The 26,232-nt window shown below is 37.8% G+C and carries 25 protein-coding genes; 1 reads left to right on the plus strand and 24 read right to left on the minus strand.

Annotated features, from left to right (window positions below):
- Positions 1-507: hypothetical protein (locus HDE70_RS26725; RefSeq protein ID WP_221302133.1), on the minus strand; the 507-nt coding region annotated here is incomplete at its 3' end.
- 134 nt (positions 508-641) lie between these two features.
- Entirely contained in the window at positions 642-827 is a 186-nt protein-coding gene (locus HDE70_RS26730) for a SymE family type I addiction module toxin (RefSeq protein WP_183892356.1), read from the minus strand.
- Positions 828-969: 142 nt separating this feature from the next.
- On the opposite strand from HDE70_RS26730, the gene HDE70_RS26735 reads away from it, so the two are divergent.
- A complete protein-coding gene (locus tag HDE70_RS26735) occupies positions 970-1,308 on the plus strand; it encodes a helix-turn-helix domain-containing protein (protein WP_183892357.1) in 339 nt (112 codons plus the stop codon).
- Between the two features lie 39 nt (positions 1,309-1,347).
- Here the strand turns inward: HDE70_RS26735 and HDE70_RS26740 are convergent, their stop codons facing one another.
- The 22 genes from HDE70_RS26740 to HDE70_RS26845 form a co-directional block, all read right to left on the minus strand.
- The gene (locus HDE70_RS26740; protein WP_183892358.1) at positions 1,348-1,722 is read right to left on the minus strand and encodes a hypothetical protein; all 375 of its coding nucleotides are present in this window, start codon (positions 1,720-1,722) and stop codon (positions 1,348-1,350) included.
- A 12-nt stretch (positions 1,723-1,734) separates the two neighbouring features.
- The gene (locus tag HDE70_RS26745) at positions 1,735-5,046 is read right to left on the minus strand and encodes a DUF6443 domain-containing protein (protein ID WP_183892359.1); all 3,312 of its coding nucleotides are present in this window, start codon (positions 5,044-5,046) and stop codon (positions 1,735-1,737) included.
- A gap of 6 nt (positions 5,047-5,052) precedes the next feature.
- The gene (locus HDE70_RS26750; RefSeq protein WP_183892360.1) at positions 5,053-8,658 is read right to left on the minus strand and encodes a hypothetical protein; all 3,606 of its coding nucleotides are present in this window, start codon (positions 8,656-8,658) and stop codon (positions 5,053-5,055) included.
- Positions 8,659-8,829: 171 nt separating this feature from the next.
- Positions 8,830-9,969: a type II secretion system F family protein gene (locus HDE70_RS26755; RefSeq protein ID WP_183892361.1), complete on the minus strand. Its 1,140-nt coding sequence runs from the start codon at positions 9,967-9,969 to the stop codon at positions 8,830-8,832.
- Positions 9,970-9,971: 2 nt separating this feature from the next.
- Positions 9,972-10,445: a prepilin-type N-terminal cleavage/methylation domain-containing protein gene (locus HDE70_RS26760; protein ID WP_183892362.1), complete on the minus strand. Its 474-nt coding sequence runs from the start codon at positions 10,443-10,445 to the stop codon at positions 9,972-9,974.
- Entirely contained in the window at positions 10,435-10,785 is a 351-nt protein-coding gene (locus HDE70_RS26765; RefSeq protein WP_183866150.1) for a type II secretion system protein J, read from the minus strand. The genes HDE70_RS26760 and HDE70_RS26765 overlap by 11 nt, the downstream gene beginning before the upstream one ends.
- Positions 10,773-12,011, minus strand: a complete 1,239-nt coding sequence (locus HDE70_RS26770; protein ID WP_183892363.1) for a polymer-forming cytoskeletal protein — start codon at positions 12,009-12,011, stop codon at positions 10,773-10,775. The genes HDE70_RS26765 and HDE70_RS26770 overlap by 13 nt, the downstream gene beginning before the upstream one ends.
- Before the next feature lie 16 nt (positions 12,012-12,027).
- Positions 12,028-12,924 carry a hypothetical protein gene (locus HDE70_RS26775; protein ID WP_183892364.1) on the minus strand — a complete coding sequence of 299 codons (897 nt, stop codon included), beginning with the start codon at positions 12,922-12,924 and terminating at the stop codon, positions 12,028-12,030.
- Position 12,925: 1 nt separating this feature from the next.
- The gene (locus HDE70_RS26780) at positions 12,926-13,933 is read right to left on the minus strand and encodes a hypothetical protein (protein ID WP_183892365.1); all 1,008 of its coding nucleotides are present in this window, start codon (positions 13,931-13,933) and stop codon (positions 12,926-12,928) included.
- A 44-nt stretch (positions 13,934-13,977) separates the two neighbouring features.
- On the minus strand, positions 13,978-15,009 hold the full coding sequence (locus tag HDE70_RS26785) for a hypothetical protein (RefSeq protein ID WP_183892366.1): 1,032 nt from the start codon (positions 15,007-15,009) through the stop codon (positions 13,978-13,980).
- Between the two features lie 10 nt (positions 15,010-15,019).
- On the minus strand, positions 15,020-15,643 hold the full coding sequence (locus HDE70_RS26790; protein ID WP_183866154.1) for a toxin-antitoxin system YwqK family antitoxin: 624 nt from the start codon (positions 15,641-15,643) through the stop codon (positions 15,020-15,022).
- Between the two features lies 1 nt (position 15,644).
- The gene (locus tag HDE70_RS26795; RefSeq protein WP_183866155.1) at positions 15,645-16,148 is read right to left on the minus strand and encodes a hypothetical protein; all 504 of its coding nucleotides are present in this window, start codon (positions 16,146-16,148) and stop codon (positions 15,645-15,647) included.
- Positions 16,149-16,154: 6 nt separating this feature from the next.
- Positions 16,155-17,096, minus strand: a complete 942-nt coding sequence (locus HDE70_RS26800) for a hypothetical protein (protein WP_183892367.1) — start codon at positions 17,094-17,096, stop codon at positions 16,155-16,157.
- Positions 17,097-17,172: 76 nt separating this feature from the next.
- On the minus strand, positions 17,173-18,075 hold the full coding sequence (locus tag HDE70_RS26805; protein WP_183892368.1) for a hypothetical protein: 903 nt from the start codon (positions 18,073-18,075) through the stop codon (positions 17,173-17,175).
- 27 nt (positions 18,076-18,102) lie between these two features.
- Positions 18,103-18,645 carry a hypothetical protein gene (locus HDE70_RS26810; protein WP_183892369.1) on the minus strand — a complete coding sequence of 181 codons (543 nt, stop codon included), beginning with the start codon at positions 18,643-18,645 and terminating at the stop codon, positions 18,103-18,105.
- A gap of 3 nt (positions 18,646-18,648) precedes the next feature.
- Entirely contained in the window at positions 18,649-19,842 is a 1,194-nt protein-coding gene (locus HDE70_RS26815; protein ID WP_183892370.1) for a PilN domain-containing protein, read from the minus strand.
- A 1-nt stretch (position 19,843) separates the two neighbouring features.
- Positions 19,844-21,805, minus strand: coding sequence for a type II secretion system protein GspD (locus HDE70_RS26820; protein WP_183892371.1), 1,962 nt, complete (start codon positions 21,803-21,805; stop codon positions 19,844-19,846).
- Complete coding sequence (locus tag HDE70_RS26825) at positions 21,806-23,233, minus strand: GspE/PulE family protein (protein ID WP_183892372.1); 1,428 nt, start codon at positions 23,231-23,233, stop codon at positions 21,806-21,808.
- A 1-nt stretch (position 23,234) separates the two neighbouring features.
- On the minus strand, positions 23,235-24,140 hold the full coding sequence (locus tag HDE70_RS26830) for a hypothetical protein (RefSeq protein ID WP_183892373.1): 906 nt from the start codon (positions 24,138-24,140) through the stop codon (positions 23,235-23,237).
- 2 nt (positions 24,141-24,142) lie between these two features.
- Complete coding sequence (locus tag HDE70_RS26835) at positions 24,143-24,664, minus strand: hypothetical protein (RefSeq protein WP_183892374.1); 522 nt, start codon at positions 24,662-24,664, stop codon at positions 24,143-24,145.
- Positions 24,664-25,080 carry a type IV pilin protein gene (locus HDE70_RS26840; RefSeq protein ID WP_041884252.1) on the minus strand — a complete coding sequence of 139 codons (417 nt, stop codon included), beginning with the start codon at positions 25,078-25,080 and terminating at the stop codon, positions 24,664-24,666. Before HDE70_RS26840 ends, HDE70_RS26835 begins: the two co-directional genes overlap by 1 nt.
- Before the next feature lie 108 nt (positions 25,081-25,188).
- Positions 25,189-26,172, minus strand: coding sequence for a tail fiber protein (locus HDE70_RS26845; RefSeq protein WP_183892375.1), 984 nt, complete (start codon positions 26,170-26,172; stop codon positions 25,189-25,191).
- Between the last annotated feature and the right edge of the window lie 60 nt (positions 26,173-26,232).

The following is a 26,232-nucleotide window of genomic DNA, read 5'->3' on the forward strand; positions in this document are numbered from 1 at the left end:
CTCTTCCCGTCCAAAGTAATAAAAGGCGTTACTGGAAAGGGTCGTGATTTCCAGCTTATCTTCTTCGGGCATCAGCTCCGATACTTTTTCCTGTAGCCAGGTCTTGCCCGTTCCGCTTGCACCCAGGCACATCAGGTGCAAAGGGGTATTCCGCTTCCTTGAAGTATAGCTCAGGTAGGCAATCAGGCTATTGGATTCTTCACCGATCAGACCGCTGTCGGCAATCGACTGCCGGGTTCTTTCCAGCAGCTTCGGGGATTTTAGAAAAGCAACAGCCGACTTGCGCTCGGCGGCACTCAGCTCCCTTTTCTCCACTTTTTTAGGCTTCATCGATTCCAGACGCTCTGCCCGGTAGCTTTCAAGTTCCGCTGTCAGACCTTTTACGGCCAGGCTGAGCTCCACGGTACTCATTTCCAGTGCTTCGGCAGATTTCTCAATCAGCTGTTCACTCTGCATACTATTGTACAGGTCCAGGTGATAGCGAAACACATTATCCCTGTTGTCCATGCGCACCAGTTTCAGGGTAACCTTCATCCGGTCAAGGCCACTCAGCCGCACACCACCCAAAACGGTGATATGCAGCCTGCCTTCGGTATAAAGTAAGAGTTCGGGATTTTCACTATGCAATTGTGCCTTGTTCATTACACTTTTGCTTTGATGATCAGCGCGCCCTGCACACTGGTAATTTCCACCAGCTCACCCGCATGAAAGCCCTGGTTTTCTAACCATATACCTGATATCCTCAGTTCAGGAACCCACTTTTGGCTGTAAGTCAGCTTACGGTGTTTACGTTGCAGCATGATCGATCTGTGTTGTTCATTTTCCATAGCTTAAAAAAGTTTTATGTGTAACATCTACTACAAATGCAGACCTTGTTTCAGATATAAGCAAATAATACTTTCTTTTTTTGTAGAATACTTTAAACTACATTTGCAATTATCGGTGGTCATATCCACTCTTTAGCAGAATATGCTCGACATTGGAAGCAAGATTATGGAACTCAGGAAGCGCAAAGCATGGTCACAGGGAGACCTGGCCAAAGCAGTAGAAGCTTCAAGGGATATTATTGGAAAGTATGAACGCAATGAAAACAGTCCTTCTGTAGAGATGGCCTTAAAGCTGGCCAGGGTGTTTGATATTTCTGTAGATTATCTGCTGGGAGAAGGAAAGCACGCTGCCTATGATAAAGACACACTTAAACGACTCGAAGACATACAGGTCTTAGACCAGGATACAAGGCTCATTCTATTTAACATCATAGATACCTTTCTAAGGGACGCTAAAGCCAGAAAAGCTTACGGACAGTAAACAAAAAAGCCCAGCTTATACAACTGGGCTTATATTTACCTATAACCACTTAACGACTGGCAACTGGTCACTAATGACATCCAGTATTTTATTTGAAGAAAGAATATTATAATGGGTCAGAGACTGATCTCCAGAGACACCTCTACTTTCTTCAATAAACCAATTTATGAACTCTGATGAATTTGTCTTATTAAACGGCCCAAGAGTATCATTCTCATATAAAGTTTTGAGACGGCCAGATTCATCAGTTAGCCTATAGCCCAAAAAATTAGGATAAAAGATCTCAAGCTTTTTATTAGAAGATCCTAACTCTCTTAAAACAATTTTAAGACCATCAAATCCATCATTTAATTCATATAAATAGAATTCTGTTAAAGGAGATTCTATCAACTCCCATTCTTCATAAACATCCATTATTCAATAATTTTATCTTGGGTATCTAACTTTATCTTTTACTCCAGTATTTGGATTTTTAGACTCATAAGTTGGATCTCCACTATACCCACCTTTAACTCTATTTGAAGTACTGTGATCCCTAACATTAATATCCATACCATCCTTGCTTTTTCCTATCCGACCACCAGGAATCTGCCTCTCAGTACCAGGAACAACAGTGTCATCAAAATCTTGGTCAGCCTGCTTCATCCCTCCTTCTTTTTTGTACTGCTTATGGCCATTACCTGTTTCATTCTCAAATGTTGCATCTTTTAAAACATCAGCAGGAGTTTTCTTCGTGTAAACAATAGGATCTCGAGTAACATGATCACTAGATGGGTCATTCATATTTGCTGGCCGCAATAACAAACCAAAGAATATCAAAAAAGGATTTGGTAAAGCGGAAGCACTTATTCTTAATCCTGGAAGAGAAATCGGTCTTGTTAAAGTGAGTGCAAGAATAGCAGTACTTGCTTTTCTTGAAGCCGTTATATTCACCTCATTTAACTTGATTGTTTTCTTCTTAGGAGGATCCTCTTGCTGATCCTCTACAGCCATACCATCAGGATCAGTAAATCTTATTGGATTATTCATCCCATAGTTATACGGAGACAAATGATCATACATTTCAGTTAAAGGATCCGGCGTACTCCACCTCCCTATTACCGGGTCATAGAACCTCGCCCCATAATCATACTCCCCTAACTCTTCCTGTAACTCCTTCTTATTGTAAAGGTACTTGTTATCATTCGATCCACGTAGTAATTCTTTCCTTAAACCAAATGCAAAATAATCATCTTTTTGCATAACTTCAATCCCTACTCCCGGAAGACTATGAAATGTTGCCCGGTTATTCCCCAGATGATCAGTCAGCATATATTCATAACTGTATGTCCCGTTGTTATTCCTGGCCATACCTTCCTCTGTCATAATGATATCGATTGTACCGTCGGTCTTGTGCTGGATACCACCAATATAATCAGTAACCACATTACCCACCTTTTTTCTCAGCTTGTTTCCTGTTGCATCATAAGTATAATTGATGTTCTGGCTTCCGGTAACTGTCTCCGGCAGGTTCAGGTAATTGTAGGTTAAGTTGATATTCTTCTCACTGTCACTTTTTAGATTACCATTGTCATCATAAGCATAATTGCTCGTGGTAAAGCCAGTTATTTTAGTCAGCTGGTTACCCGTATATCCACTATAGGTATTCACTTTTCCATCCCTGGTCAGCGTCTTGATATTACCCACCACATCATAACTGATACTTTCTCCCAACCCCGGTGATACCGCATCGGTTAGCCTGTTCAGCTTATCATAACTATAGGTAAACGTATGGTCTAATTTACCAGCTCCTCTTCCCCACACCTGACCCGAAATATTCCCGTTCCACTGCAACCCATCTTCATATTTCAACTGCAAATTGAACTCATTGCTGAGGCTTTTGCTTAGCCAGCCTCTTTCATTATACGCATAACTGGTTTGCTGCAGATAAGAACCGCCATTGTTTGTACTGTGCAGTTGTTTGTTAACCAGCTGCCCGGTTTCAGTATAATCCAGTTTACTCAGCACCACCTCGCCCTGTCCGTTGATATTTTCCAATGAGGCAATTTTGCGCCCCATGTGATCATAAAAATAACGGTTGACAATGTTAGTTGCTGCTCCAGTACTACTTCCGGTATGACTGCGTGTACTGGCAGTCAGTTCTCCTGCAAAATTATAAGTATTGTCAATAATGTCCTGCCCGTCCAGATGGTTCTGACTCTTAGTCTGAATCACCCGTCCTTCAGCATCATAATAATGAACTGAAAGTAGCATTTTAGTGGTTCCCAAGACATTTACTTTATTACCTGTCAACAAAGATTTCGTACGTGCTGCGCCAACCTGACTACTGCCAGGTTCCCCGAAAGTATTGCCGGGAAAGCTATAATCATCATAGTAATTGATCAAATAGTAACTGGTTACCCCTTGAGGAAAGGACAGGTTATCATACCCAATATCAGTCGTTATTTTTTTCTCCCACAGCACGGTTTGCCCATCTACCGTGAGCTGTAAAGCGTCACGGGTAGCGGCACTGGTATATGGACCAGAACTTACAACCCGTCCAAAAGCATCATATTTGGTAAATACCCACCAGCTATTCAAACGCTGGTTAGCATCCTGGGTTAACACTACCTGGTCAAGTTTATTGTAAACCAGATATTCCCAGCCTTTACCCGGAATCTTCTTCTCGATCACTCTACTTCGGCCATCGTAATGATAACCATAAATAAATTGCAGAAAGGCAACATCTGATTCCTTAAAACTGCTGAGCTCACTCTGTCCATTTGCATTAACTGCCGGAGGCAGTACATAACGCAAATTGCCCAGGTCATCATAAACATAATAAGTAGACAGGCTCCGGGTATCATTTTCCCAGATCCGTTTCAAGACTACACGGCCTTCAAAATCTTTATATTCATCAATGGTACCAGCTTTCAGATCAGCTGCTTTCCAGTTTTCGTCCTTTGCTGTGGTTTTATATAATGTTCCAGCAGTATAGTTGGTCATACCCGAAGCCCCATCTGCATTCACTACCCAGAGTTTGACGTCATCTGCATTGATTCCGTACCCGATTTTCTGAGTATGCCCAGCATCACCAATCGTCGGTTGCCATGAAGTGCCCGAAGCCCCCTGTTCTACAACCCGGTTCAAAGGAGAAGGTTCAAAAACAGTGATTGCATAAGAGTGGTCCGTAGAGGCAATACCGGCGGTAGGATTTTTGTAAAAAGCATTGGCTGCCGTCGGCCCGTCGGTACGATAAGCACCTCCATTACTGGTAATCGCATAAGGCTGATATTTGATCGCCTCCCGTCCAAAAGCATCGTAGACAACCGGTTGTACCACATCAGCAAACTTCGGGCTCCCCTGTACAATTACAGTTTGCAACGGACGTCCTAACCCATCAAAATATTGAATTGTCTGATTTACCTCATTCGTCTTGTAAGTATTTAAAGCAGCCGTTGCATCATCTTTGATCCCTGCCTTTTTAAATACTTTACTTAAAATATAATTTTGACTAGTACTTGGATTGCTGGTAATATCTACCCAATTCTCAAAATTTGCCCTTGTAAAAATTCTTACGGTTTTACCAGCAGGGATATGAAACCCAGACTTTAGTGTAATACTATTTTTAGCTGTAAGCTCAGTCTGACCACTATAAATAGTGAAAACAGTGTCCCGCTGTATTTGTGCATACCCCAAATTAGTAACTAAAAAAAAGGCACAAAATATTGAAATACAATATTGTAATTTTTTACACATGAGACATTAATTTTTATAGTGGTAAGAATTATTTTTGATGATATTCCCCAGTTGATCCTTCACAGTTTTTAACCGCTGAAACTCATCATATTCATAATATATAGTTTGACCTTTAGCGTCTGTCTGACTGGTTATTCCTACTAACGGGTCATAAGTATAAGTACTAACCTGAGCATCCGGAAGACCCAGGCGTAATTTATTTAACTCAGTACGCATCTGCTCTTGAGTAGTCGTGGCTTTATCTAAAACAGACTGTGTAATCAGCGCACTTGCAGCAGCATAATTACCCGACAGAATTCTTGCTACAGGATACTTATTTTTATAGCCCCATAAAAAAACTTCTTTAGGGCCTTTATCCTTACTTTGTTCTACGATGTTCCCAAGTGAATTCTGATATAAGAAATTCGTAACATATCTATTATCTTTTGTGATAACCCCATTGGTATTACCCGACACAGAATATGTACTCGAAATAGGAAAAAGCAAGGGAATTGTACTGACAGACGCCAAAAATGGATTTGAAGTACCTGCTTCCAGTGAAAAAGTATTAAAAGATGCACCAGTTAATTTACCATTATTAAAATTAGCCACTTCTACCACAGGATTGATAAACTGATCCTGCATTTCTAAAATGGTTTTGAGTTCTGAACCTGCACTATTTTTGGCAATGAGATGAGTTTTAGCGAAATTATTATCCGGACCGGTAAAATTTAAGATCTGGTAATCAACATAACTTTTTCTGGCTTTTGCAAAACAAACCCGATATGCTACATAGTATAATTTTTTGTTATTACTTGTCCCTCCTCCAGGAGCCGAAATTTTATTAATATATTCTGTCAGACAACTACTGCAACTACTTTGATAAGTATCCCATCCATCTGAGATTGCATCAGCATCCGGTACCCTGAAATCTAATGCGTATTTATAATTTACTGACAATACACCACCAATAGACTGATCAACACTTTTTCTTGTTTGGGATCTGTGATAAGGACTATTGAAAAAAGTAGTATCACTGTTATATATTGCTTTAAATGTATTTTTATCTATTGTCGTCTCATTTTTAATAATATATTTTTTCCAATACCCTCTCAACTGATATTCTGATGAGGTATAAGCCAATCCTCTTACATCCTTGACAATTAGCGCCGGGGTATAGACCTTAGTGCTATCGAAAGAAAATCTGTAGTTAGTACTTTTTAAAAGCTGATCGCTACTATCAAAGTGATATTCACTTTTCAACTCACCTCTTTCAAATTCAAAGTGTACCGGAACTGTTGGGAAATTCGGGCTATTAGGGTCACAAACATTTGATATTACATTACGATGAGCTACATCATCAATATTATTTTCAAAAAGGCTTGGACTATAATATCTATACACACTATACCCTTTTGAACCTTGATCAACCCGCACAGTTGCATACCCCATATGATTCCCCTGAACATTTGACATAGGTACCGAACTCATAGGAGAAATAACAACCGGAACGCCTGGAATTGACGAGCCTGGAAAAAACACACACCCTTCAGGAAAATCCTGACTACCACCCAAACCTAATTTGGCTACCAGATTATTCCTTAACGCAGTAATATAATAAGGTCTTTCATATAAAATACCAGATGACCTTCCGGCATCTTCATAACTGTAGCTTTCTGATACGGCCGCTGAAGAGTTATCCAGGCCATCTTTAGTTATTTTTTTTATTCTCAAACCACCTACAATGGGATCAAGAACCGCAGCAGCTACATATTTGGAAATCGTAATTGTAGCACCTGTACCGGAATAGGCACCATCTCTATACATCTTCACATTATAATTACCAGCTGGGATAGAGATTATAGAAGTATTTGTTTTACCCGCCGCAGCACCACCACTGGCAACAACTTTACCGCCTACAGTTTGATAAATATTATACGACGCAGTACAGTTAACACCATTTTGGCATTGTGTATTTGAAAATATGATCTGATATTTTTCATTTCCAGAAAAAGCAATATTAGTAAATTCATTATTTGGATTTCCACTAAAGCCCACAGAATACTGCTGAAAATATTGGAGATTATACCTCACAGCATTTACTTTAGCCCTATTTGCTTCGAATTCAAAAGTAGCAATTCCTCCAGTTGGATAAGTTATTTTATTCAACGCACCTTGCTGCATAGCAGGCCAGGAAGATTCACGATTCGCACCATTAGGATATATAACATCATAAGTATCCCGGGTTAAGGTTGGTAAAACTGTACTATTAGATGCGCCATTATAAAACCCCCAGTGATCAAATCCAAAAGATAACCTTCTAGGCAAAAAACTACTATAATAATCGAACTTATATGGTTTGAGAGCCGTCCCATCAGCTCCCGATTCAGAAATACTATCTAATTTTAGTCTTTTAGTATCAGAACTTAGATTTAGAGAAACTCCGATAAGCGGCGTATTATCATCTTTAAAATAACTGGAATAAAATGATATTTTTTTTAATGTATGACTATTACTTGAAATACTAATTTGTTTCAATGCTTTTGCATCAACATTTGGAGATTCCTTTCCTGGGTCACCATCAGTCAAACTTCCACTCACCAAATCCAGCCTGGGTTCATTTGCCACAGCAAAAAGAACTGTTCCCTGACTAAAAACTATCTTTGACAACCTTACACCAAGAATATATAATTTATAAATAGCATAACCATTATCGCCGGCTCTCGGTTCGCTTGTAATAGGAAAGTAAGACCAGGAATAACTACTATAATTTTCTGCCTCATAAATTAAGTTAATTGAAGATAACTTATCCGCAGATTCCACCTTCTTTAAATACCAGCTTGAAACTACTCTATCACTCGAGACACCATTCGAGAGATCAAATGGTATCGACATTTCTACGGGATTAATGCCTTCAACCAGAGGATTTACGTCAGTCTTACCAAAAAAATATTTAGTCCCATTACCTGTGGTTATACAAAACCCCTGTATGCTCTTGTCTTCAAAAGCAGGTGAACTTACTGGTAATCTATAAAAATAATCAATTTTAAGATTTTCATTTCCTGAAACTAAAACTGGTTTACGGTCGTCATTAAAATAAAACTTTCCAGAATAGCCGTTAAAATTAAAAGAAAACAGATCAGGCTCAGCATCATAAATTCCGTCTGCGACTTGCCGGTCACTATAATTGAAATTTTTTAAAGGATCACTTGTTTCTGTTTGTAAATAAAAGCTATTAAATCCATAATCCTCAAGATGACCTTTTTCGCCTCTATTTGTATTCCTAGCTTCATCCGGGATTCCTCTAACACTTCTGGTAATCACACCACCTGCATTTAAAGCCCAGCCAGCACCAACCCAACTGGCTTGTTCAGCAACTTTAACTCCACCTGCATGATAACTCAAAGAAATTGGCATTTCCAGCGTACCATCTTTTATCGTATAAAGTGGAACATTAATTTGTGGAATTCCAGTATGATAATTTACGGGGATATCCCCGAACTTTCCTAAAGAGGCTGCATTAGGAGATGCAATATTAATTTTATTATAGTCAAACTGAGCTGAAGCATTATAATGGAGACCAAAAAAAACACCTACAGTTAACACATAGGCATAGAGGTTAATATTTTTCATATTTGGATTAAAGCATAAATTCCTTATATGTAAATATATTATTAAATAATCTAAATATATTGTTTTAAAAAAATAAATTCAAACCAAACAACAACTCCTAATTACTGAAAAACAACCTCTTAAGCAATACAATTCTACTTGCCAAAATATCTCTCCAACAACAACTTTCTTTTAAAAACTGTTACTCATCTGGAACATCGGTAAATACATCGCAATCAGAATTACCCCTACAGCCATGCCCAAAAAGATAATAATCAAAGGCTCCAGCAAGCCGCTGATTGCATTCGTCTTATACTCCACCTCTTCCGTATACTGGGTAGAAAGCTGTTCGAAAAAATATTCCAGCTTATTGACCTCTTCTGCGATCTTGATCATCTGTATAAATTTCACCGGATAAAAATCATGTTTCGCAAGTGTTTCAGACAAACTGCTACCATGCAGAATATCCTTTTCTGCCTGAGTTAAAGATTCTACTATCGGATAGAAAACGATCATTTGCTTAACCATTCCCAGCGCATGTAACAGCGGCGTATTCGTACCTGTTAACAACCGCATTGTATTCGCGAAACGAGCCAGATAGATCTTTTTCACAATATCACCTGCAAGTGGGATTTTTAGAATAACCATTGCTGAATATCTTTGAAACCAAGGCTGTTTCCGGCTAACCAGATAGGCCCCGATTAAAGCCACAACAACAAAAAGCATAACGTAAATATAACGGTCAAACCAATCCGAAAAACTTACAATCAAAGCAGTAAGATAAGGTAGCTTACCACCGAAACGTTTGAATACATCCGCGAACATGGGAACTACAAACTTAATCATGAAAAATATCGCAGCAAAAGAAGTACTCAATACCAGCATAGGATAAGTAATTGCACCAATAATCTTGCGCCGCTGCGAAATCTTACTCTTAAAATATTTTGCCAGCTCACTTAAAACTTCACCAAGTCTGCCGGTTTCCTCTCCGATACGCACACTATAATACTCATAGCTGCTAAATTTATCCTGATCTTTTAACGTTTCTGATAAAGACTGTCCCGCAACTACAGCTTCCTGAATCTTCTTAAACAATTCAATATCCTTAGGCTTAGTATAAGAACTGCTCGTTAGCTCCAATGCTGTCTTAATATCAATACCAGACCTTGTTAATGTCCCCAGCTCATTATAAAAAGCTTCTTTCTTTTTATCAGGTAACTGTCCATCTCCAAAAGAAATATCACGGTTCAAAAAATCCAGTATACCTGACTTTGACCCCTCACTTATTTTTTTCGGTTTCTGTTTAAAATTGGAAATATCAATAGATCCCATAACTATCTGAATAAATCAACAGAACTATAACATTTATTAACTTGTATCGGCACTTGCGTATCTTTATTCATTTGTAATTCCAAATTGATTCTATCCACAGTATCAGTGATCTGTGCCTCACGGCCTTCAAAATAAAAATTAATCTTCTGTACTGGCATTGCGAATGTATCCGTATGCAGACTTTCTATTTGTCGCAAAACCTGTTTATCATTAAAAATATAATCGACAACTAAACTATCCTGCTGTACAACAAACCCATTCTCAGTTCTGATAATATGTACAGCTTTGAAAAAATCCCGTTCCAGCACATGTTTTAAATCCAACACAAGAGATGACGTTTTATTCTTCTCTCCAAAACGGATATAATAGCCTTGAATCAATCCATATGCGGTATAACAAATGGTAATTACTAACCCGGAAATTAACATCGCAACCGTAATCTCCATCAATGTAAAAGCATGCACCTTACTCTTCATGTTTCTTACCTTTATATAAAACCTCTATACTTCCCAAGTGCTGCTCATACTCGCTCGCAATAATTTCCAGATGTTTTAATCCATTCGCGCTATTACTATCAATTTTAAACTGATAACGCACGCTATCGATCATCATTTCTGGCCGTTCAGCAAGTCCATTTCGCTGCACATCCTTAGAAAAGACATCCAACTGCTGCTGTACCAGTATCTTTTTTGACGCAGGACTGCTGTATAAAACATTAGTAAATATTCTAATACCAAGCGTAAAAACGATCATGATAATCACCATAGCAATTAACACCTCAATTAAAGTTGACGCCTGTATTTTTACTTTAACCATTCCAGTACTCCTTTTTCCTTAGCTTGCCCTTCGAATAACCTCGAACTCATATAATATTTGCTCCTGGCTTTGCGGTTAAAAACCACATCAATCAAAAAATTCTCATATAGGGTAACTGGTGTTTGCATAATAAACCGGTTACAGGAAACCTTCCCAGCTATAAACATCCCTTTCTGCACCTTAACAAGACCTGTACTATACAATTCACCATTCAATCTATTTCCTTTACCAAAACTAATCAGGGTCTGCATAGGACTTCTCTTATCCTCATAACTAAAAATGATTCCATTGAACAGCAGGCCTTCGCCAAAAGTTATCGAAGGCTGATCTACAGCACCAGCCACCCGCACCACCCCTATCGTTGAAGGATAATCAAAACTCACCTGATCACCAACCACCACGGAATCACGCGCAAAAATCTGGCACTTTCCCTTAAAACCAGATTCCACTGTAACTGACTGCGCATATACCTGTACATTATTAAGCTTTGCTGTTGCAGAAATCACAACAGACGTATCTGATATTAAAATAATATTACCGGTTAACTCTCCATCTATTCTTTTTCCAGGAAGCAACTTAAAAATCCTTGTGGAATCTTTGAAAGAAACTTTCAGCCGCGCTAGCTTAAATGTCTCCAATAATTTCCCATTAGTTTTGAGCTTTGATTCCAGCTCTTTAACCATGTTATTATTTAACCCTTTCAACGTTCGGTTGCTTGATGTAATTTTCCCATCTAGTAATTGCTTAATTCCAGTATAAGGTTTGCCTTCCGCATAAGATTGCTTGATGCCCGCCTTGGGCAACATTCCATTCCCAATTAACAGGGTCTTACCGCTTACCGAAACAGGGCGATCCTCATCACTCAGATATAATACATCCAAATCTTTCTCTGTATTTATTCCGGTAAAGAAAACCTTACCTATTGTATCACCGAGTATATGCGCTCTGACTACAGCAAGATCATACACGCCCCAATTTTTTCGTTCAATAATCACGCTATCAGACTGCTTACCAAACAAATCTATTTCCTTTTTTGGGGTAGGCATATCACCATCTGTGAGCAAATAGGCTACACCAGAGTTTAGATTATTTAAAAGCCGGGCATAACGCATTTCCTTCATATAAGAAGTCCTGAAATGTGCAGCCAGCATAATTAGCGAAGCGGTAATTATAGCAATAAAAAAAGCCACTACAATAGCAAAATACAAGGCTCCGGCTTTTAACATTATAAGTATTACTAGATTATTTGAGTTTATTCTCCTTTTTGAGATCATCTACCTCATGCTTCAATTCGATAACATATAAAGTCAATTCTTCTATTTTCTTTAGCAGTTTCGCATTCATATCCCCTAAATTGATTCCATCTTTTATAACAGTATTAACGGAAGGTATTTCTGGTAAGTGCTTATTTGTTTTGATAAAACTTTCCAGTTCAGTTAGCGATAATTTCTCATGCGAAGGCTCGAAAACATAATCAGGCCAATTGTCCATTTCGACCTTGATCTCTTGTGAGCGGATCTTACCTTTTACCTGAAGCTGATATCCTGGTACAGTAACATCTGTACCAATATTTAAATTCCCAAAAAGATTCATGTCTTTGACATTATTCGTTTCTGTTATATTAGAATCAAAGTCCTGAATATCACTAATCAAATCTTGATTAATAGGAACTCCCTTCACCATATAACTAACAACTTTTAAATTTTCTGCGCTTGAATTGGTCCAACCTGAAAATTGATATCCCCAATTATGATAAGCATGTGCATAAGGAACTTCAAGAGCCATATATTTTTTCCCTTTGTAAATACAGGTTTTAAGTTTCCATGGTAAATCTCCAGAGTAAGATTGAAGGGAACCCAAATTACTGCCATAAGCCGAACTTGTGTTTACATTTGCAATGCCTACTCTTTGATAAGCCGCAGTATTACCTCTATAGGCTGTAATAGTTCCTACAGCATTATTAAAAGGTAATAAAGTACCATTATAAGCCTCATGTAATAAAATTAGCGAACTGGTAAAATCACCAATACCATTATCTCCTAAACTGATTACCTGATATCCCGCAGGCCCGGATACTGTTTGACCTTTTATACCCGTTATAAATAGCAGAGAGCAAACTAATAAATAGATATATTTCATGTTAATTTTTATTTTCAAGTTTTTTGACCCTTTTATTCAACATATCATTATCCTTTTTAAGATCAATCAGATACAAGGTCAATTCTTCTATTTTCTTTAAAAGCTTTCCGTTCATATCGCCCAGGTTAATCCCATCCTTTTCAATTGTCTTTGCTGTTGGTATTTCTGGTAAATGCTTATTTATTTTGATAAAATTTTCCAGCTCAGTTAGCGATAATTTTTCATGTGAAGGCTCAAAAACATAATCCGGCCACGGATTAGTTGCAGCAACCTGAATCTCCGTTGCCCATAAATTTCCATTTACAGATAGTTTTGCAGTCGGTGTTGTAGTCCCAATACCAATATTACCTTTATTATCAATCCTTAACCTTTCAACATTCTTCCCTGTGTTAAAAGCCAAAAATCCGTCTTCACTCCCACCACCTCTAAAGAAGTTGATAGAACTATTAGTTACGCCATAAAAACTATGTTCAAGCGCAAAACTTTTGCCACCAACAATATTGGGGTCATACCTTGATGTATATCCTCTTATTCCCAAGAATGTCCCCTCACCTACCTGATCACCTTCTGTAAGCCGCCCTAGAACAGCACCAATTTTCCCATTACTAATATCCCCGCCAACGTCTAACAAGACCCTTGGATTAGTTGTTCCTATGCCAACAGCATTGTTAGTTATACTCATCACCATAGTTGCTCCTGTAGCTGGATCCAAAGGCAAACCTGGGTAAGCCTGATTATAAAACCGTATCCCTCCATATACAGAATGTGCAGAGAGAGTTAATCCTGTGTGATAATTAATCACATAAGCATTTGAATTGTCAGAATTCGGCCGGCTATCAAACGCTTTATTTTTATTTAGTCCCCATCCGTAATAGCCATCTGCCCCATAACCCACAATGAGATCACCTACTTTAACAGTAGTATTACTAAAATCACCTGTTTGCTGTCCAAACCCATTCATGCAAAAACACAAGCCAGTAATACTGAGAGCAATAATTTTCTTAATCATGATATTTAATGAATTTATATAATTATTTATTTGAGCGATATATTCTAATTCTTTAGTGAGGAAGACAGTTTATCCATCTTCTCTTCAAGAGATGCAACTTTTTTCTTCCACTCACTCAGCTCTTTAATCTCCTGGTCCTTAACATCTAATCTTTTATTCTGATCAATTACATAAAGTGTTAACTCCTCTATTTTTTTTAGCAGTTTGGCATTCATATCCCCCAGATTAATTCCATCATTTTCAATCGTCTTTGCTGTTGGTATCTCTGGTAAATGCTTATTCGTTTTAATAAAAATTTCCAGCTCAGTTAGGGATAATTTCTCATGAGAAGGCTCAAAAACATAATCTGGCCATGGACTAGTTGCGGCAACCTTAATCTCCGTAGCCCATAAGTTTCCATTTACAGATAGTTTTGCAGTCGGCGTTGTAGTGCCGATACCAACGTTTCCATACGCATCAATCCGCATCTGTTCAGTATTTTTATGCGTATTAAAAGCAATGAAACCATCATCTACAGTTCCACCACGAGAGAAATTTATAGAGCTATTTGTTATACCATAGAAACTATGCTCAAATGAGAAACTTTTACCTCCAACTACATCCGTATTATATCCTCTTACACCAAGAAAAGTACCTTCACCTTCAGTATCTCCTTCAGGAAGGCGCCCTAAAACAGCGCTTATCTTGCCATTACTAATATTTGTACCAATGTCAAAGGGAACCCTTGGATTAACCGTACCAATACCAACAGCACCACTAGTGATACTCATCACCATTGTTGCTCCGGTTGAAGGTTCCAACGGCCCAATCGGATATCCCTGATTATAAAACCTGATCCCCCCATATACAGAATGTGCAGAAAGAGTTAGTCCTCTATGCGCGTTCATTACATAGGTACTTCCCTCTGGAGAAGAATAAGGTCTTGGATCTATCTTAACATCCCTGTTTATTCCCCATCCGTCAAAATCATTTGCTCCTCCCCCCTTAGTAATCTGGGTAAAAGTAGTCTGCTGTCCAAATCCATTCAGATAAAAACACAAACTTGTAATGCTGAGTGCGATAATTTTTTTAATCATAATCTTATTTCTAAACAGGTTTTATAATATCTTCAGACTTCATTTTCTTTTTAAAGAATCGCTTAATCCAGCCAGGTTTCTTCGCTGACCTCACTTTTGCCGGGACTACAATTCCATTTTTATACCGAACAGAAAGCGTGCTATCCCCCTGATATTTCACGAAATCCCCATCCACTTTACCATTAACATTCCTTCCTCTCTCTACTAATTTCCCCTGGTTATCATACTTGTAAAAATCACCCTCAGGTACTCCATTTATAAAATTCACATCACTAATCAATTTCCCATCTTCCGTCCAGTTTTTCCATTCGCCAGACTTCAGTCCCATATTAAAATTACCCTGCTCCTGTAAATTCTTATTCTCATAGTAATTACTATAAAGCCCATGTAATAATTTCCCGCTAAAGCCACCCTGTGTAATCTTAATCTGATTACTACTATACCAATAGTATGATTTAGTTAAATCTGTATACTTGAGTGTACGATCAGCTGGCAGCACATGTAAAGTGACTTTATGATCTGCATAATTAATTGTATGCTGATAATTTTCTATATAAGAGGAGAATTTCTTCTGTGCCTTCGCAGGAAATACGAGCGCAGTGATCAGAAATAAGGCAAGCAGATAAATGCGCATATTATTTTAAGCTAATATATTTTGTACTATTTTGATATTGGACTTTAACCGAATCTCCGGCATGCTTGATCAACTTAAGCCCACCCAGGCTTTGTCCTTCAGTCAGCATCCCTTCCTTACCATTCACCATAATTATAGCAATGCGGCTCTTGGTACTCGGATTATTAATATATCCCGTGTATTGAATAGCCGACCAGTTTACCATAGGTTTTGGTGTTGCTGGCATAGACAAAACCTTAACCTGATGTGAAGCTTCCAGTGGATCTGTACTATTTTTTACCTCAGCGGATGTCATCGCAGCAAAAGGATCACGATAATTTAAGTTCAAGACCTCTCTGTCCGTCTCATGATTAATCAATTTAAAATACTCAGGTTTTCCCCTGCTTATTGAACTAACAGGCAGCTCATCTTCCTGACCAAGACCCGCATAAATCCGGTAAAAAATGATACCCCATACCCCCGCAACACAGACAATCAGGAGGTAGGTGAACTTTTTCCCTTTCATATTATTTTATTGAATTGTAAAATTAAAAAACTCGCTATATGGACCTTTGTTACCCGCTTTGTCTATTGCACGCACTTTCCAGAAAACTTTAACATTACTTTCACCCTCAGTAAAAGCATACGAAGTAGCACTTAACGTCATTGGGAAGGTATTGTTGAACAAAGTTGAAGTATCACCTCTACATACTCTCAATTCATATTTATCAGCATCAGTTACCGCATTCCATACCAGGGTCACCGGCTTTGGAACACTCAGGTTATTTCCAGGAGCAGACAGTACTACTTTATCAGGAATTTTAGTGCTATAAATAAACGATCGTACAGCCGACCATTTTGAATTTTCGGCACCAGCTTCTGCACGCACTCTCCACTGATAAGTTCCATCAGCCGGGATCTGCTGAATGTAACTTACGTTAGTCGTTACCGTATTTAAAGTAAGCTTGGTTTCATCCGCGAAATTATTATTATCTATCTGCAAACGATAGTTTTCAGCCCCAAATAACTTCAGCCATTCAAACCGCTGGCTACCTTTATTGGTCAGTAAACCCGTTAAAGGAAGAGAAAGCTGTACAGACTGTTCTTTAATTGAAGAAGCATAAATGGTAAAACTTCTGGTCGTGTATTCACCCTTACTACTACCATTTTCCGGTCTTACCCGCCATTCATACCTCCCTGGTTCAAGCGAGGAAAGAAATTTATTACCAACTGTCAGCGTATCCACTATAAACTTGGTGACACTATCAAACTTTGGGCTTACAACTTGCAAACGATACTTCAATGCATCATCATGGGTATCCCACCAAAAAGTCTGGTCGTAATTATTACTTTCCACTTTATCGCCTGGTGCTAATAGTGTAACCGTTTTGCCACCTAAAGAAGGCTCAATAAAATCTTTGCAACCAGTTAGCAAAAACAATAAAACTACCAATACGAGCAAACACTTATTCATGGTTTAAATATAATATTATTAAAAAACACTTTTTGTAACTACAGAATAAAAAATAACCAACTTAAAATTAAATAAGCTATAAAGGCTTCCTGCTTCTTTTGATTTCTTTAGACATTTTAAAAAACAATTTTCTGAGTTCTGCCTGGGCTGACTCTTGCCTGCTAATCTTTTCATTTTGAGCAATCAAGTGCAAGGTTAATTCTTCAACTTTCTTCAGCAATAGTTTATTCATTTTGCCTAACTCAATACCATTTGTCTCTGCTTCCTTAGCAGAAGGCATTTCCGGGAGACGTTTATTTAATTTTATATAAGCAGCAAGTTCTGTCAATGATTTGTGTTCGTATTGCTTTTCAAACACATAATCCGGCCAATCCTCAGTTGACACCTTAATTTCATTTGCTCTTACTGTCCCATTTACTGAAAGTTTGTTTTTAGGGGATACGATACCAATTCCAACGTTTCCTCCATTTAGGTTAAAAATCACATCGTTCCCTAACTCATTTATATATAAAGGCCTGCCACCGTTCGCTTGTAACCACGTATAACCAGGATTATATCCAAACCTTAGGTTTGAAGAATCATAAGGCCCTATAACCAGAGAACTTACACCAGTCCCATCCCCATTTACAATATGCAATTTTCCTTCCGGGGCTGCGGTACCTATCCCAACATTTCCACCTCTTAAATTAAAAACAACATTATTACCTAAATAATTAATATACAAAGGTCTGCCGCCATGTCCTTGTAACCACGAATAATCAGCATTATAACCTAATCTTAAATTAGTTGAACTATAATTCCCTATGATCAAAGTTTTTCCATTCGGATCTTCCTCATTTCCTATAATCTGTAATTTTCCCTCCGGACTTGTAGTACCTATACCAACATTACCATCTGGTAATAATTTATTGGTTTGCCCCGCAGCATAAAAAGTGCTGCTTAATAAAAGAGCTGCAATAAGTGAATAATGTATTTTCATACTATTAATTGTAAAAGTTAAATCTCATCACCCCTCTAAACCCTTCAAACCCAAAACCAACGTTAACTTATTGACGATCTCCTTCTTATCTTCCCTCTTAGGACTTTCCAGTTTAAGCATATGAATTTTACCAATCCCGGAACTTTTACTAACTGTATCTAAAAGACGAACGATATCCACATATTTACCTTTAAAGCTAAACTGGTCCGTTACTGATCCTTTGGATAAAGCTGAAGTATCAGCCAAAGCTGGATTTCCCTGCGCAAAACTTATTTCAACATGATTTGCCATCGCCATTCCCGACAAACTTTGCCATAAATAGTTTTCCCTATCCTCCTTCTTTACCTTGTAACGCTTTATAATAGCCGCACAAAACTGATCTTTTCTCTCAACCTGAGGATAAGAGATATTCTGCCCGGATTCAGCACGATGATCTTTCTGAAGCTGGCTATTCAAACGCATAGCCTCAAAAGCATTTTTGAAAGAGAACTGATAGGCGATATAAAATAAGAATACCGCGAATGCAATCACCAAAAACTGTTTTTTCTTAAAATCTAATTGAGCAAACATTACTTAATACGTTAATAATAAATTGTACTGATAAAGATCACTCTCAGCTTCTTGCTGATATTGTACCAGTTTGACAGTTTTCACCCACGGCTTCTCCTTTAGAATAAAAATCCAGTTATTTACCGCTGCAAGATTATCGGTAGTTCCTGTTATCCTGATATTGGGTTCCATATTACGTTTTTCCTCATCAGTCTTATAATCATTCATCAGGATACTTTTTAAGACAAGCCTGTTAGGTGCACTTGAACCAAGTTCATTGACCAGATAACCATAATTATATCCTCCATTCCACCCCAGACGTTTCATGAGATATTCATTTTCAGCAATGTGACGTTGTAAAAGTTCCGAATGGTCAGCAGAAGCTGTTTGATTACCAACCTCACGCACAAGCCTTGAATTTTCCGAATTATAATAAGAGAACATTAAAAAGCTTATCAACAGTAGAAAAAACATACCAAAAGTTAAAACCATCAATTGCTTTTTAAGCTTTGCCTGTTCCAGAAATTTTATAAAGGCTATTTGTACAGTAGCTGAATTTGTGCTCACCAGTGATAACCGCTCGTGCAATATTAACTGAAGTGCAGCCGCATAGGCAACGATAATGTTTTCAGGTATATTTTCATCTCCGATTTTAAGCAGAAGTTCATTTTTAAAGTCAGGATTCGTGTTGTAGTCCAACAGTGTTTTATTTTCCGACAAAGTAAATGAATGCCCGTCAAAACGGATTTCTTTGTTTACTATAGCTAACTGAGGCCAGATCTGCGTTGTTACTACAGCGCCTATCGTTAGATTATATATTTTTACCCCTGCACGCTCCAATTTTTCTAATAGTGGATCAGCCACACTCTTACGCACAATACTCACCAGAGCAATAGTCTCATCAGCAAATACCTGACTATAAAAATCATCAGCTTCTACTCCTGGAAAAGCATGTTTGAGCATTTGCCCATCACCAGCCCCCTCTTCAGTATTGATAATTTTATGCAATGTGCCCTTTCCTGACAATGCTAATGCTACCGGATAATTTCTGGGCAGCGATTCAATGATTGTCGATAAAGAACCTTCAATTACTTTCTTAGTATTGATCGTTAAACTGTTTTTATTTTTCGTCAACACACAATAACGGCAACTGAATGTGGTATCAGTCAGCCATTTTAATTCTATACCTAAGGAAGTTGTTAATTCAGAAGACAGCATCTTAGTACATGATTGTAGGTTTGATAAAAACTAGCGTAACTACCTTACTATTTGATTTTTCACGCCGGCTAAAAAGCCACTTCAACACAGGTATTCTTGATAACAGAGGAATACCAGAACTAATTTCACTATTTTCAGTACGTTCCAACCCACCAAGCACGATCATATCCTCATTTTTAGCACGTATAATTGAGGTGAATTTACTAGTCGACTTAGGAGGAGGTGCATTTTCAGGCGGATTCCCTATAAAGTCAGAGATATTTACACTAATATTCAAGGTTACCTGATCATCACCAGAAACAATTGGCCTGATATCAATCTCCAGGTTTGCATTAACCTCAGTAAATTGCTGTGTTACGACTGTTTGTGCATTTAAAGAAGGGATTACATTTTGTGTACTCTGACTATAATAGCGTGAGCTTCCAATACTTAAATTTGCCTTATGTCCATTTAAAGTTGACAATTTCGGCACAGAGCGGATTTCCACATTATTGCTGGTTTCCAAGGCACTTAACGTCAAGTAAAAATTAGGAGCTACCCTTCCCAGATTTATAGAACTATTACTTCCCAGCCGGGAAAGAAAATCATTAATTGATCTGCTGCCAAAAGTATAATCCAGCCCAGGTAATACACTTCCCCCTGGTTTTTTGGTAGGATCGATACCAGCCGAAATACCCGTTTTCACCGCTTTACCTTTGCGTATATCTACCAGAGTTACCTCAATAAGGATCATTGGAACTACTCTGTCAATCTGCTTAATATAATTTTCAATCTCATTAATTTGAGGTGCCGACCCGGATAAAAGTAAAGTATTCTGCTCCTTGAACTCTTTTATTTCCACGCCACGTTTCCATTCTGTTGGGATCATCACCTGAACAGTATCAATCGAACGGTGCTGCAATTGTACAATACGTGTAGTTCTAAGCCCTTCAAGTTTGCGCTCTCCAAGTAAATAAATGCCCCCATCCTTTTTAAAAGTGTATTCAGTACCCTGCAATAGTGCTGTTAGAAAATTGTCATAACTAATATTACTTAAATGAGTAGTTACATTTCCTTTAATATCTGAATAGATAAAATAGTTTACCCCGGCTTCTATGGATGTTGATTTAATCAGATCAAGGATTGGTGTATTCAGCGCATCTACACTAATCAACCTTTGGCCACCAGCATCCTTACGCCCCGAAACATTAAAGTTACCCTGTGGAGTTCCTCCATTATTTCCTCCCGCAGAAGGCCTGTTATTTCTCTTAACGGCCGTGGCATTATCACCACTGATATATAACTCTTCACCTTCCCCCAGTGACTGAAAGATAAATACGTTATCATTAGTTTTATTTAATTTGAGTTCATTTGCAAAGGCCATTTTCTCCAATGCAGTTTCGAATGGTGCTGCCGCTATAAAGGCTGTTACTTTCTTGCCCAGCAGATTAACAGGTACTACTACATTTTTTTGAGAGAGCTGACTAATTTTCTTTGCAACCAGACTTAAACTATCATCATTCAATTCAAACCCAAGATTATTATTTTCAGCACTATAGGTTACCCGGATCTCTTTAGGCCGTACAACGACACGAGGTGACGCTACTTTGGTAACCGACATAATTGAACCAATGATATTAATATCCAGGTCATATTCTTTTGCAAGAAATAGCAATATATTGATTGCAGTTTCGTTTCTAAAGTTATTATATACCTTAAAATTAAGTTGTGGGTCTACATTGATATTTAAATTATTTACCTGAGCTAATGCCCTTAGAAACTCCTGTGCAGAAGCTCCGGACATCGAAAGCTGTACCTTTTGGTTCAGTCCTGGGACAGTTACTGATACGGTACGTAATCGTTCATCAATTTGCTTCAACCTTTCAGTATTTTTATCCTGCGCATTAGCAAGGCTACAGAAGGCAAAAAAAAGGCAAAATAAGAAAACAGAAATGAGGCGATGTTCAGAAATTTTATTCTTCATTTAGATAGATAACAATAAAGGAAATATTTCTTCTAAAGAAGTTTCACCCGTTACAAACAAAGCAAAAGCATTTTCTGAAAGTGTTTTAATTTTCCTGGTTTTTAATAACGGGTCAATATACAAATTCCCCTGTTTGATTTCAAAAGCTAATTCTGTGTCTATTGGAATAACTTCATAAACAGCCTTACGTCCTTTATAACCAGTATAGTAGCATTCACCACACCCTTTGGCTATAAAATGTTTCGCAACCGCATAAGGAGCTTTAAATTGTGTTGGATAAGCTAAAGGATCAAAATCCTGTTCAGTCTTACAATACGGACATAACAAACGTACTAACCGTTGTGCAACAGTCGTATTTAAAGTATTAGCGACCAGAAATCCTGGTATTCCCATATCCATTAACCGGGACACTGTTCCCCAGGCCGAATTTGTGTGAATAGTAGACAGCACAAGGTGACCTGTAAGTGCAGCCCTTATTGCCATATTAGCCGTTTCAGGATCACGGATCTCACCCACCATAATCACATCCGGATCCTGCCGCAGAAAAGTCCTTAAGGCTGAAGCAAAGCCCAGTCCTATACTCTCTTTCAACTGTACCTGGTTAATTCCTTCCAGCGTATATTCAATCGGATCTTCAATGGTTAAAATATTGCGGGTAGATTTGTTTAACAACTTAAGCGTAGCATAAAGCGTAGTTGTTTTACCAGACCCAGTTGGCCCGCTAATCAGAATAATACCATTTGGTCGTTGTATACCCTGCATATAATGATGCATATCAATCTCTGACAGCCCCATAGTATTCAGGTCAATATCAACGCTGCTATTGTTCAATAAACGAAGTACAATTTTTTCTCCATGCAGTGTAGGCAAAACTGAAACCCTAATATCAAAAGCCGCCATTTTTGATGATTTATAGTGAATTCGACCATCCTGAGGCAAACGTTTTTCAGCAATATCCAGATTAGCCATAATCTTAATTTTGTTGACCAGAGCTGGATAATCATCCCGCTGTATCTGATAACGTTCCACCATCATTCCATCAATACGCACCCTGACACGACATTTCTGCTCGTAGGTTTCAATATGTATATCACTGCTCTTCAATCTGCGCGCTTCTGTAATCAAAGCAGCCAGAAAATCATCATTAGTAGAAATAATCTGCTGTTTTACCGGTTCATTTACGCTTGTTTCCTCAGTAAAATAATAGGTAGATAGCAGGCGATCAACTTCTCCCGCATCAATCCCATCCAAAAAGATAAGCTTACCCAAAATAATCTCAAGTTCATCTTTTAATCCACCGTGCTGACTAGCAGCATCACAATAAAAAGACATAGCATTTCCATCAACCAGAAACGGGACTATACGGTAGTTCCATGCTTGCTCTTTAGAAATTGAATGAATAAATACAGGGTTAATTACAGCCGTCATTTTATTTATTTTTGTTCTGCTGATCTAATCTTTTACTCAGCTCTATCACATGAAGGGTTAGTTCTTCCACTTTTTTCAAAAGCAGCCTGTTCATTTCCCCTAAACCTATTCCCTCCTTCTCGGCTTTCTTTGCGGATGGCATATCAGGCAAATGTTTATTTTCTTTGATATAAGACTCCAGCTCAGGTAAATTCATCATGCGATAATCATTATGAAATACATAATCAGGCCAGTTGTTGGTTTCCACTAATATCTCCTGAGCTCTAACTTTTCCATTTACAGCTAATTTATACCCTTTAGTGTCGAATGTACCCAGTCCAAGATCTCCACCCATATAGTTTAAACCACCATCAAGTGTAAACAAGGATCCTGTAGTACTTTTTCCTCTGCTATTCACATAATTATCAATTGATTCTTTATAGATATGAGCCGGGCCATTTACCTCCTGATAAGGCAAAGCCTTTTGCACATCATCATAAACAACAGGTTTTTGTGGCACATTAGATGTATAGCTATAATAAGTCTGTCCCTTAAGCCAGATAATAAAGTCCTGAGTAGAATTGCTGAGACTAGCATCCTTCCATCCTGCAATGAATGGCACTAGATTTCCACCATATCCATTATTAGCCTGCATCTCAACGTCAGCAAAGCCAGATCCGTTTCCCCAAACCAAATCATGAAACCTGAATTTTGAGATTAGAGACCCTCTCCAGCCTTCATTTAAATTAATGTCTGACCTTCCGATCTCTAGTTCAGTGGCTCTATTATTACCCCAGTTTCCATCAGTAAAAATTACAGGATAAAATTTATTGACACTTCCTTGTACGGAGAAAGAACCTGTATACTGAGCATTAACAACAGTAAATTGAAATGCGAAGAATAAGCCGAATACTAATAATTTTCTCATATTTAATTAGGTAATAAATTATAAGTGATATTGGTATCCTGATAGAAATTTAACTGCATTAACTTCTCTGCAATTAACAGAAATACAAATAACAGGGCCTGTATACCGGCTAAAGGAATCGTCAGTTCTTCATTTTTCACCAAAGACCTTGCAATCAAAGCATACCCAATAGAAATGATCAGGCTAACTATATAAAACATAATATAATTCACCGGAGATAAATAGAAGCAGACCGCAAGTAGAAATAATATATCTCCCCAACCCAAATATTCCTCCGTCAGATTAACAGGCTTTCTATATTTGATGTAGAAGTATAACCATAAAACTAAAAGCTGCACGAGCACAAATCCACTGGTAAACATAATATCTATGAATAAACCCGCAAAACCAACCGCCTTTATTTTATAAACACTGAATAGTAAAGCTAGTAAAGGAAAACAGATCCAATAAACCGCTCTATACATAAAATCATGATAAGTGATGGTGCATAAAACAAGTAATATCGCACCTGTTAAAATCATCATTAGTCAGGAGTAACCTCTTTTAAATTCTTATCCTGGTCGATCTGCCAGACATTAAAAACACCATTCCCGTTAAAGTCAGCAACGGCCGTTGCTTTAGCAGTAAATGTATTATTCGTTGCAGCAGTCACCTCTATTTTATAATTAGCTTTTCCGTCTTTTCCATCCGAAGACAACTTCTCCTGAATAAATCCAAGCTCATTCAGATCTGTGGTATATTTGGAATGTTCATAAAAGTACGTCTGTTCCAGCTTTGTCAGGTGTTCCAATTGCAGCTTGGCTTCAGTAGTTTTTGCCTTGGTAATCAAAGGCATAAGATTTGGAAGAGCTAATAAAACAAGGATACCAATAATAACCAGCACCACAAGGATCTCAGTTAAGGTATAAGCTTTTACTTTACTATTTATATGCAGTTTCATGAGAGTCCTATTATTGACGCAAATTACCAAAAGCTTTCTGAAATAGAAAACAGATAGTCATATTTTTAATTAGCCGTTAAAAAAACAAAGAACTGACAATTATTGATCTTAATTATTCGATTTCCCTGAATTAATCTGCTCCTGCATCTTCTTTAAATCCACAGCCTGTTTATCGATCATCTTTTGCTGTCTGATAACATATAAAGTGAGTTCTTCTATTTTTTGCAACAACTTCATTTGCATTTCACTGACATTAATCCCTTCTTTTTCCATTTGTTTTGCAGAAGGGACATCAGGCAAATGTCTGTTAGCTTTTATAAAATCAGCTGTCTCTTGTAAAGACAATAAGCTATAGTCCTTGTCAAAAACATAATCAGGGCCAGGTATATTCAAATCAACTTTAATTTCTTCGGCATGAATTTTTCCTTTTACACTTAATTTTGCATCAGGCTGAGTGGTTCCAATACCTACATTACCATTTTGAAAATAATGATTCCCACTTCCGCTAACGGTGAGCTGACCCGCTGTTATTAAATTTTCATCTGGCATATCAGGAGCCATGAAATCCTCAATATTTACCCCGGCAGGGTCTTCCTGTACACGAACCTGATTATGATCTGTAAAAGTGTTGATTCTGTCTTGCATATAGGTAATGCGGACACGGTACTGTGAATATTCCTTGATATCCAAATATATAGCCATGGTCATATTGGGATAGCCACCATAAGAAATACCCATATCGGTTGGTGTACCCAAAACTATTCTCCCATTATGGGAATAACCGTATCTGTTTACAAAGCGGAGTTTTGGAGAAGTACCTGGCGTACCTTGTAAATACCCCGCTTCTACTATATATTTTTCATATCCCGTTGCATAATAGGCATCAAATAATTCAATAATAATAGCCCCGCCTTTTTGCCAGTGGTGAGAATTATACCCTAAAGTTATAATCTCAAATCTTTTAGCTTGCGCATTCTGTGCAGACAAAACATTAGTTACTGTTGTTTTGATACCGTTTTGATCAGTATTTGATTGAGATTTGGCAGAAAGAAACAGCACCATAGCTGTTAAAATCATTAAAACTTTTTTCATCTTTAGAGATAAATTAAACAACTAAAGCTAATCAAAAATAAACATATTAAACACAATAAA

This window comes from Pedobacter cryoconitis (assembly GCF_014200595.1).
Lineage (GTDB): Bacteria > Bacteroidota > Bacteroidia > Sphingobacteriales > Sphingobacteriaceae > Pedobacter > Pedobacter cryoconitis_C.

What these genes read in the sequence shown, in the direction of transcription:
- HDE70_RS26730 (WP_183892356.1), bottom strand. Translation starts at nt 827, where the DNA reads ATGGAAAATGAACAACACAGATCGATCATGCTGCAACGTAAACACCGT.
- HDE70_RS26735 (WP_183892357.1), top strand. Translation starts at nt 970, where the DNA reads ATGCTCGACATTGGAAGCAAGATTATGGAACTCAGGAAGCGCAAAGCA.
- HDE70_RS26740 (WP_183892358.1), bottom strand. Translation starts at nt 1,722, where the DNA reads ATGGATGTTTATGAAGAATGGGAGTTGATAGAATCTCCTTTAACAGAA.
- HDE70_RS26745 (WP_183892359.1), bottom strand. Translation starts at nt 5,046, where the DNA reads ATGTGTAAAAAATTACAATATTGTATTTCAATATTTTGTGCCTTTTTT.
- HDE70_RS26750 (WP_183892360.1), bottom strand. Translation starts at nt 8,658, where the DNA reads ATGAAAAATATTAACCTCTATGCCTATGTGTTAACTGTAGGTGTTTTT.
- HDE70_RS26755 (WP_183892361.1), bottom strand. Translation starts at nt 9,969, where the DNA reads ATGGGATCTATTGATATTTCCAATTTTAAACAGAAACCGAAAAAAATA.
- HDE70_RS26760 (WP_183892362.1), bottom strand. Translation starts at nt 10,445, where the DNA reads ATGAAGAGTAAGGTGCATGCTTTTACATTGATGGAGATTACGGTTGCG.
- HDE70_RS26765 (WP_183866150.1), bottom strand. Translation starts at nt 10,785, where the DNA reads ATGGTTAAAGTAAAAATACAGGCGTCAACTTTAATTGAGGTGTTAATT.
- HDE70_RS26770 (WP_183892363.1), bottom strand. Translation starts at nt 12,011, where the DNA reads ATGTTAAAAGCCGGAGCCTTGTATTTTGCTATTGTAGTGGCTTTTTTT.
- HDE70_RS26775 (WP_183892364.1), bottom strand. Translation starts at nt 12,924, where the DNA reads ATGAAATATATCTATTTATTAGTTTGCTCTCTGCTATTTATAACGGGT.
- HDE70_RS26780 (WP_183892365.1), bottom strand. Translation starts at nt 13,933, where the DNA reads ATGATTAAGAAAATTATTGCTCTCAGTATTACTGGCTTGTGTTTTTGC.
- HDE70_RS26785 (WP_183892366.1), bottom strand. Translation starts at nt 15,009, where the DNA reads ATGATTAAAAAAATTATCGCACTCAGCATTACAAGTTTGTGTTTTTAT.
- HDE70_RS26790 (WP_183866154.1), bottom strand. Translation starts at nt 15,643, where the DNA reads ATGCGCATTTATCTGCTTGCCTTATTTCTGATCACTGCGCTCGTATTT.
- HDE70_RS26795 (WP_183866155.1), bottom strand. Translation starts at nt 16,148, where the DNA reads ATGAAAGGGAAAAAGTTCACCTACCTCCTGATTGTCTGTGTTGCGGGG.
- HDE70_RS26800 (WP_183892367.1), bottom strand. Translation starts at nt 17,096, where the DNA reads ATGAATAAGTGTTTGCTCGTATTGGTAGTTTTATTGTTTTTGCTAACT.
- HDE70_RS26805 (WP_183892368.1), bottom strand. Translation starts at nt 18,075, where the DNA reads ATGAAAATACATTATTCACTTATTGCAGCTCTTTTATTAAGCAGCACT.
- HDE70_RS26810 (WP_183892369.1), bottom strand. Translation starts at nt 18,645, where the DNA reads ATGTTTGCTCAATTAGATTTTAAGAAAAAACAGTTTTTGGTGATTGCA.
- HDE70_RS26815 (WP_183892370.1), bottom strand. Translation starts at nt 19,842, where the DNA reads ATGCTGTCTTCTGAATTAACAACTTCCTTAGGTATAGAATTAAAATGG.
- HDE70_RS26820 (WP_183892371.1), bottom strand. Translation starts at nt 21,805, where the DNA reads ATGAAGAATAAAATTTCTGAACATCGCCTCATTTCTGTTTTCTTATTT.
- HDE70_RS26825 (WP_183892372.1), bottom strand. Translation starts at nt 23,233, where the DNA reads ATGACGGCTGTAATTAACCCTGTATTTATTCATTCAATTTCTAAAGAG.
- HDE70_RS26830 (WP_183892373.1), bottom strand. Translation starts at nt 24,140, where the DNA reads ATGAGAAAATTATTAGTATTCGGCTTATTCTTCGCATTTCAATTTACT.
- HDE70_RS26835 (WP_183892374.1), bottom strand. Translation starts at nt 24,664, where the DNA reads ATGATGATTTTAACAGGTGCGATATTACTTGTTTTATGCACCATCACT.
- HDE70_RS26840 (WP_041884252.1), bottom strand. Translation starts at nt 25,080, where the DNA reads ATGAAACTGCATATAAATAGTAAAGTAAAAGCTTATACCTTAACTGAG.
- HDE70_RS26845 (WP_183892375.1), bottom strand. Translation starts at nt 26,172, where the DNA reads ATGAAAAAAGTTTTAATGATTTTAACAGCTATGGTGCTGTTTCTTTCT.